The organism is Gluconobacter aidae (assembly GCF_009547075.1).
Taxonomy (GTDB): domain Bacteria; phylum Pseudomonadota; class Alphaproteobacteria; order Acetobacterales; family Acetobacteraceae; genus Gluconobacter; species Gluconobacter aidae.
The window spans coordinates 1-7,000 of the sequence record NZ_WIPH01000056.1 but is presented as its reverse complement, the minus strand read 5'-3'; the positions used below and the strand labels follow the sequence as shown (position 1 = coordinate 7,000).

6 protein-coding genes and 1 pseudogene are annotated in these 7,000 nt (G+C 55.9%); all 7 read left to right on the top strand.

The features are described 5' to 3' along the window. Positions 1-563: transposase (locus GFJ39_RS13075; protein ID WP_153431815.1), on the top strand; the 563-nt coding region annotated here is incomplete at its 5' end. 174 nt (positions 564-737) lie between these two features. Next, positions 738-1,211, top strand: coding sequence for a GlcG/HbpS family heme-binding protein (locus tag GFJ39_RS13070; RefSeq protein ID WP_194285384.1), 474 nt, complete (start codon positions 738-740; stop codon positions 1,209-1,211). A 140-nt stretch (positions 1,212-1,351) separates the two neighbouring features. After that, positions 1,352-2,689 carry a carbohydrate porin gene (locus GFJ39_RS13065; RefSeq protein WP_228391959.1) on the top strand — a complete coding sequence of 446 codons (1,338 nt, stop codon included), beginning with the start codon at positions 1,352-1,354 and terminating at the stop codon, positions 2,687-2,689. 76 nt (positions 2,690-2,765) lie between these two features. Then, complete coding sequence (locus GFJ39_RS13060; protein ID WP_153431810.1) at positions 2,766-3,308, top strand: sugar dehydrogenase complex small subunit; 543 nt, start codon at positions 2,766-2,768, stop codon at positions 3,306-3,308. 25 nt (positions 3,309-3,333) lie between these two features. After that, positions 3,334-4,926 (top strand): GMC family oxidoreductase, encoded by a 1,593-nt coding sequence (locus GFJ39_RS13055; protein ID WP_153431808.1) that lies wholly within the window; start codon positions 3,334-3,336, stop codon positions 4,924-4,926. Positions 4,927-4,929: 3 nt separating this feature from the next. Next, positions 4,930-6,339: a cytochrome c gene (locus GFJ39_RS13050; RefSeq protein WP_153431806.1), complete on the top strand. Its 1,410-nt coding sequence runs from the start codon at positions 4,930-4,932 to the stop codon at positions 6,337-6,339. A 248-nt stretch (positions 6,340-6,587) separates the two neighbouring features. Then, positions 6,588-7,000 (top strand): annotated as a pseudogene (locus GFJ39_RS13045) (IS481 family transposase); the annotation flags it as partial.

The following is a 7,000-nucleotide window of genomic DNA, read 5'->3' as shown; positions in this document are numbered from 1 at the left end:
ACCTATCCAAACAGGCGAGACCACCTCATTACTCCTGGCGACCTGACGTGATGTGGGTCGGCGAGGCCCGCGAGATTATCAGCACCCTGCCTGACGAAGCCTGGGTCCGGTGTTCGGCCGGGCACGGTACCAAGGGCGAGCGATGGTATGACTGGTTGTATTGCCCGATGGCCGATCTCCACGCGTCGGAATATGCTGACACCCTGACCGGAACATGGACCCGAGGCCTGCTGGTCCGCCGCAATCCCGCTGATGGCGATCTGCGCTATTTCATAACCTGGTGCCCCCAGGGGACGCCGCTTGAAACGCTGGCCCGCGTTGAAGGCGCGCGCTGGCGGATCGAGGAAGGCTTTGAGACCGCCAAGAACGAATTTGGCCTTGACCACAACGAGACCCGTTCCTGGCACGGCTGGCACCGCCACGTCTCTCTGGTCATGCTCGCCCACGCCATGATGGCCGCCGTGCGCTCCCAGGCGAACGTCCTTGCGCTCAAAAAAAGACCGCTTCCAACGCGCAAAAGCTTATCCAGTGGTCAATTCAGGAAATCTGTCGCCTCGTCGTGAAAATCACCCAGGCCCAGATCCGGGTCCGGCATATCCTCCGGTGGTCCGTTTTTCGACGAGCCCATCAGGCTCAGGCATTAAAATAAAAACGCAACTGTGTGCTGATCACGGAATTTTCAAGCGTCGTATTATGTTGAATGTCGTATGCAGAGCGATCCGAACATAGGAAATGTTATGAAAAACAACTTTTTTGTTACCTCATCTATCTTAATCGCTACGTTCCTTGGCTCTGCAAGCCAGGTATTGGCTGTTGAGCAAAAGCCAGCACTCGAGGACGCAGATGTTTTGAAGATGGCGTCGGCCGCCCGCCAAGCTTTAGCCGAGCAGCACATTAATGGCTGTATCGTTATCGCGGACCCTGATGGCGTTCCTCTTTATGTCGAGCGTCAGGTGAATGCTACTCCCAATTGTCTCTCTGCAGCATTAGGAAAAGCCAAGTCGGCCGCCATTTTCAAGACAGACACCAACGTGTCCTATGAAGGGCTGGTCAAAGGAGAGGTTCACAATCTCGCTGTGCCGGATCTCTCAAGCAACCCAGGTGGTGTTCCGCTCTTCGTCGGCAAAACTGTCGTCGGCTCCATTGCCATAAGCACTCCCGATGGCTCGAAGGATCTCGCAGTCGTCCATGCCGCTGCTAACGCTCTCTGACGCGCTGGACTTGTCTTTGTATGAGCTCTAACCGTCTTTGGCGCTGCTGCCTCGTTGCCGCTGTAACACTGTTTGCGAGTTCGTCCGCAGCTTACGCTGATAATGCGACCAACACCCAGAGCTCGCCTGCATCTGTGAAAATGACAAACCTGCAGCAGACGATCCCTGGTTTTCTGCAATCGCCCTATGGTCCGCCATCCTTCGGTGCGCCGTATGGGACGACGCACGCCCTTGGAGACTGGGGCGGGATACAGCCCTGGCTTCAAAAGCACGGCGTTTACGTCGCTCTTGCCCTGTACGAAGGGATTTCCGGGAATGTGTCAGGTGGTCGCAAAAAAACCTACACCGTTGCAGGTCAGGTTGGCAGCACCGTCGATATCGACTTTCGCAAGCTTTTTGGAACCGGTCAGTGGTCAGATGATTTGTGGCTGCACACCCTCATCGTCAATGGGCACGGAACCAATCTCAGCCGCTCCTTTGGTGATAACGGCAATCAGGTCCAGCAGATCTACGGTGCGCGTGGAAACGTCGTTGCCCATCTCGTCTGGGCGTATTTCGAGAAATCCTGGTTCAACCATAAAATCGACCTAGCCACCGGCTGGATCCCGACCGGGACGTTTTTCAACAACGCCCCTTGGGTGTGTAACTTCATGAACGTCTGGATGTGCGGAAACGTCACGCCGACGAAGTACCTCGTAGGCGGGCGGGACTGGCCTTCTGGCAACATCGGTGGCGTGCTGCGCCTGATGCCCAATCCTCATGTTTATGTCATGGGAGGTGTCTTCGCCGTCTCGCCACATTCATATAACGGCGGTATCTCCGGCTGGTCTTGGGGACAATCCAATCTGGGCAAACTTTCAACGGAAGCTGAAATTGGCTGGATTCCTGAATTCGGACACGACAAGCTGATCGGTCACTACAAGGTTGGAGCGATGTACGACAATTCGCGCTACAACAACCTGTATGAGGACATCAACGGGCGGCCATGGGTTGTCACGGGTCTGCCCGCTCGCAAACAAAGCGGTCAGACGTCTGTGTGGGTCATGGCAGACCAGATGCTGGTTCGACACGGCGATGGCCCATCCAACGGCCTCGTCTTCGGTGCTCAATACGCCTACGCGGACGGTAAAACCTCACAGATCAACCACCATATCGTCGCGGCGCTTATGGATACAGGGCATCTGTGGGGCCGCCCGGAGGACGGTATCGGCATCGCTTTCCAGTGGGCCCATTTCTCCCGCAGTGCCGTTTTGTCTCAGCAGGCTGCTCTTGCTAACGGTCTGGCGCTGGTCGGTGCCAATTTCGGAACGCCATACGGCATTCAGGGCCATGAGACCATTTATGAAGCGTATTACACCTATCATGTCCGGACCGGTGTCACCCTTCAGGGCGACTTCCAGTACGTCAACCATGTCGGTGGAACGACGGTTTTTAACGACGCTGCCGTACTTAGTAGTGTTTTGAATGTTGCCTTCTAGGGAAGACGGGATGTTGAGGGTGTTAAAGCCTGCGTCACTGTCAGAACGGTATTTTAGAACTTGAGGATCTATCTCTATGCGCTTCACGAAAAAGGGTCTCTCCCGCCGGCAGGTCCTCGCAACATCATTGACGCTTCCAGCTCTCGGCAGCCTTCCGGGCTTTGCGCGCGCAGCCGGTCTCGTCACCCTTTCGGAGTTTCATGGCCTGTGTGGAACCCTGACTGGAAAGTCAGGGCTCAACCCTGAAATTTCCAACAGAATCCTCACGGCCCTGACGGCCCTGGACAGCAGCTTTCCCCAGAAGGTCGGCAGCCTCATCAGCGCCATGCAGACCTATGGTCTGAAGGACATGTCCGACTTCAAGCAGTTCGCTGAGCAGAACGCCAATCAGGCTCCTGTTGCGATGAGCATCATTTCCGCATGGTATCTGGGCTATACGGGTACACCCGCCATGGACGCCACGCCCGCCGTGGGCCATCCGGTCGATGACGCAACCTTCATCACCTATGTGGGCGCCCTGATGTACGCGCCGACAGCCGACACAACCGTCATCCCAAGCTATTCCCGTGGTCACACCAATTACTGGGTGAACCCACCCGCCAGCCAGAGCGCTGGTTGATTGCTGATTTCAGGTAGGTAGAATCATGACCACTCAATACGATGCAGACGTGATTGTCGTCGGCTCAGGCGCAGTTGGCAGCAACGCAGCCTATGAACTTCTCAAACAGGGCAAGTCTGTCATTGTCCTGGAATCCGGCAAGTGGATCCCGCGTTGGAAAATTGTCGAGAACTTCCGCTCGTCCCCGCGGAAAGGCAACCATAACGACCCGTACCCCAACCAGCCCTGGGCACCGACTTCGTTCTCTCCGGACTATATCGAAAATACAGGCAACTTCAAATTCCTTCCCGGAATGCTCCGTCTGGTCGGTGGTACAACCTGGCACTGGGCAGCGGCCACCTGGCGCTTCCTGCCCAACGATATGAAGCTCAGGACCCTTTATGGTGTCGGGCGTGACTGGCCTATTTCCTATGATGAACTGGAGCCTTATTACGGACGCGCCGAGTTCAATCTTGGTGTGGCCGGCAGTGACACGCAGGATCAGTCCGGACAGGGCGGCGCAGGCCAGTTTCCACACCGCTCCACACCGTATCCAGTGCCTCCCGAAGCGGAGACCTACTACTTCCAGCGCCTTAAGGCCCGCCTGGCTCCGGAAGGGTTCAACTTCATCCATGAGCCCAATGCACGCACCAATCAGCCCTGGGATGGTCGCCCTGGCTGCTCAGGCAACAACAACTGCATGCCCGTCTGTCCCATCGGGGCCATGTATTCCGGCGATGTCCATGCTAAGCACGTCGTAAAAATGGGCGGCAAAGTTATCGAGGACGCCACGGTCTATAAGCTCGAGAAGGGTTCGGACGGCAAAATTGTCGCAGCGCACTACAGAACGTCCGATCACAAAGACATCCGCCTGACCGCACGGTATTTCATCATCGCTGCAAATGGCCTCGAGACCCCGAAGCTTCTGCTCATGTCGGATGTTGCCAACTCGTCCGACCAGGTCGGGCGCAACCTTATGGACCATACCGGAATGGGGCTTCAGTTCCTGGCAGACGAGCCGCTATGGCCCGGTCGCGGACAGGTTCAGCAAGGTGGCATCTTCAACTGGCGTGATGGTGAGTTCCGTCGTGAACATTCTGCCATCAAACATGCCTTGACCAACACCGTGCCAAACAGAGCTATCACACAGCATCTTCTGTCCCAAGGCATCGTGGGACCCGAACTCGATGAAAAAATCAAGGATTGGGCGGCACGTTGGGTGGATATTTCCTCGGTGTTCGAACTGCTTCCAAACCCTGAAAATCGCATTCAGCCCTCGGCGATCCGCAAGGACGCGCTGGGGATCCCGACCATGACCATCCACTACAATACCGACGACTACATCGAGCGCGGAGCTGTCAAAGCCAAGGCGGATTACGCAAAGTTCGTTCAGACGATGGGTGGTACAGTTATTAACGACAACACCGGCTGGCAGAACCGTGACCACATCATGGGGACCGTCATTATGGGTAATGATGCCAAGACCTCTGTGGTCGATAAAGATTGCCGGAGCTGGGACCACAGTAACCTGTTCATGGCGACAACTGGCGTCATCCCGGCTTGCGGTGTCGTCAACCCGACCTTGACAGGCGTGGCTTTCGCCATTCGCGCTGCCGATATTATCGCCAAGGAAGTCTGAGTCATGACACGTTCTCTCATTGCTGGTCTTGGCCTTCTTACTCTTGCCGCCATCCCGCATTTCGCGATGGCTCAGGATGGCACCGACGATCTCATTAAAAAGGGGGCTTACATTGCCCGCGCGGCAGATTGTATGGCCTGCCACACCAATCCCGGTGGCAAAGATTATGGTGGCGGTTACGTCATTTCTTCACCGCTGGGTGACATCATTGCCTCCAACATCTCGCCGTCAAAGACTTACGGTATTGGCAACTGGAGCGAAGGCCAGTTTGCTAAAGCCGTTCGTGAAGGCGTGGCCCCTGAAGGTAATCTTTACCCGGCGATGCCCTATACCGCGTATTCAGGCATCAGTGATGCCGACATTCACGCGTTGTATGTGTACTTCATGAAAGGCACCAAGCCTGTCGATGAGGCCCCGGTCAAGAAAACGAATCTTCCCTTTCCGTTCTCACAACGCTGGTTGATGGCGGGATGGAACGTGCTGTATGCGAGCGGAAAGCCCATGCCCGCCGCAACCACACAAGAGGGGGGCGCCAAGCGCGGTGAGTATCTGGTCAACGTGTTGGCTCATTGTTCGACTTGTCACACACCGCGTAACATTGCCATGTCTGAAGACCAGAGCCGGTTTCTCGGCGGTGCGGACCTCGGGGGGTGGCACGCGCCAAATATCACCTCAGATCCTGTCAGTGGTATTGGAGGATGGAGTGTCGAGGACATTAAATCCTATCTGCGTGACGGAAGTGCCCATGGCAAAAGTCAGGCGGCAGGAGGCATGGCAGAAGCGGTCGAACACAGTCTGCGTCACCTCACTGATTCTGACCTGAGCTCGATTGTCGAGTACCTGCGTACCGTCAAGCCTGTTCGGGACCCGAACCAGAAAGTTCCGGGCTTCAGCTTCAGCACGCCAAAGCCCGCAGACATCGCAAAGCTTGACGCACCGATCGACCGCAGCCCTGATGCGATGACACTGGGAACAAGCACCAATGGCGCGGAATTGTACACCGGTGCGTGCGCATCGTGCCATCAGTTGAACGGGCAGGGGACACATGACCAGTTCTATCCTTCACTGACCTCGAACACCATTGTCGGTGGTCCAACGTCTCAGAACCTGGTTATGGCCATCCTCAAAGGCGTGGACCGTGCCACCAACAACGGAACCGTTGCGATGCCAGCCTTCGAAGGCCAGTTGAACAACGAGCAGGTTGCCGCTGTTGCAAACTATGTTCTCTCCAGATTTGGGAATGACGCCTTGCATGTCAGCGCTAGCGATGTCGAACTGCTCAAACGTGGCGGCCCCAAGCCCTTTATAGCACGCTACGCTCATAGCATGAGTGTTGCAGGAATAGCTGCTGCAGGATTGTTTGTTTTGATTATCATTTTTCTTCTAGCTCGCCGCAAAGTGGCAACGCGCTAAGGGACGAAGCTGGAGGGACCGAAGAACCGTTGGGTTGATGTGTCTTGTTTCTGATTCGCGGCTTTGGACGTTCTGATTGACGGTTCTTTTTGACGTGCCCCGTTTTTTATGGCTTTGGGTTGATGGGATGACAAGTATCTCGTGGGCGTGCCCCCGAGATACTTGTCTGGCAACCTGATCCGGTGTTCTGCCTGTTTAGTCCCGTGTTTTGATGGGGTATTATTTTCACGAGAGTGGAAGGAAGCCTTATGGGACAGATACGTCATGGGAGCGCCACGACCACGCACGCCGTGCGAGCAGCAATACAGCGATCGCAGGCTTCGCTCGCGACGCTGAGCAAGGAGTTCGGGATCAACCCGAAAACAGTTGCAAAGTGGCGGAAGCGTCAGACTGTCGAAGATCAGAAAACTGGCCCTAAAAAGCCTCGCTCAACGAGCCTGACAGAAACCGAAGAAGCCATGGCAGTCGCTTTTCGCCGGCATACGTTGCTGCCGCTGGATGACTGCCTTTATGCCCTGCAGGCCAGCATTCCCCATCTGACACGCTCGGCCCTGCATCGCTGCCTTCAGCGCCACGGGATATCCCGGCTTCCGGATATCGAAGGAGACAAGCCCAAACGCCAGCGCTTCCAACGCTACCCAATTGGCTTTTTTCATCTCGA

What these genes read in the sequence shown, in the direction of transcription:
- GFJ39_RS13055 (WP_153431808.1), top strand. Translation starts at nt 3,334, where the DNA reads ATGACCACTCAATACGATGCAGACGTGATTGTCGTCGGCTCAGGCGCA.
- GFJ39_RS13065 (WP_228391959.1), top strand. Translation starts at nt 1,352, where the DNA reads ATGACAAACCTGCAGCAGACGATCCCTGGTTTTCTGCAATCGCCCTAT.
- GFJ39_RS13050 (WP_153431806.1), top strand. Translation starts at nt 4,930, where the DNA reads ATGACACGTTCTCTCATTGCTGGTCTTGGCCTTCTTACTCTTGCCGCC.
- GFJ39_RS13060 (WP_153431810.1), top strand. Translation starts at nt 2,766, where the DNA reads ATGCGCTTCACGAAAAAGGGTCTCTCCCGCCGGCAGGTCCTCGCAACA.
- GFJ39_RS13070 (WP_194285384.1), top strand. Translation starts at nt 738, where the DNA reads ATGAAAAACAACTTTTTTGTTACCTCATCTATCTTAATCGCTACGTTC.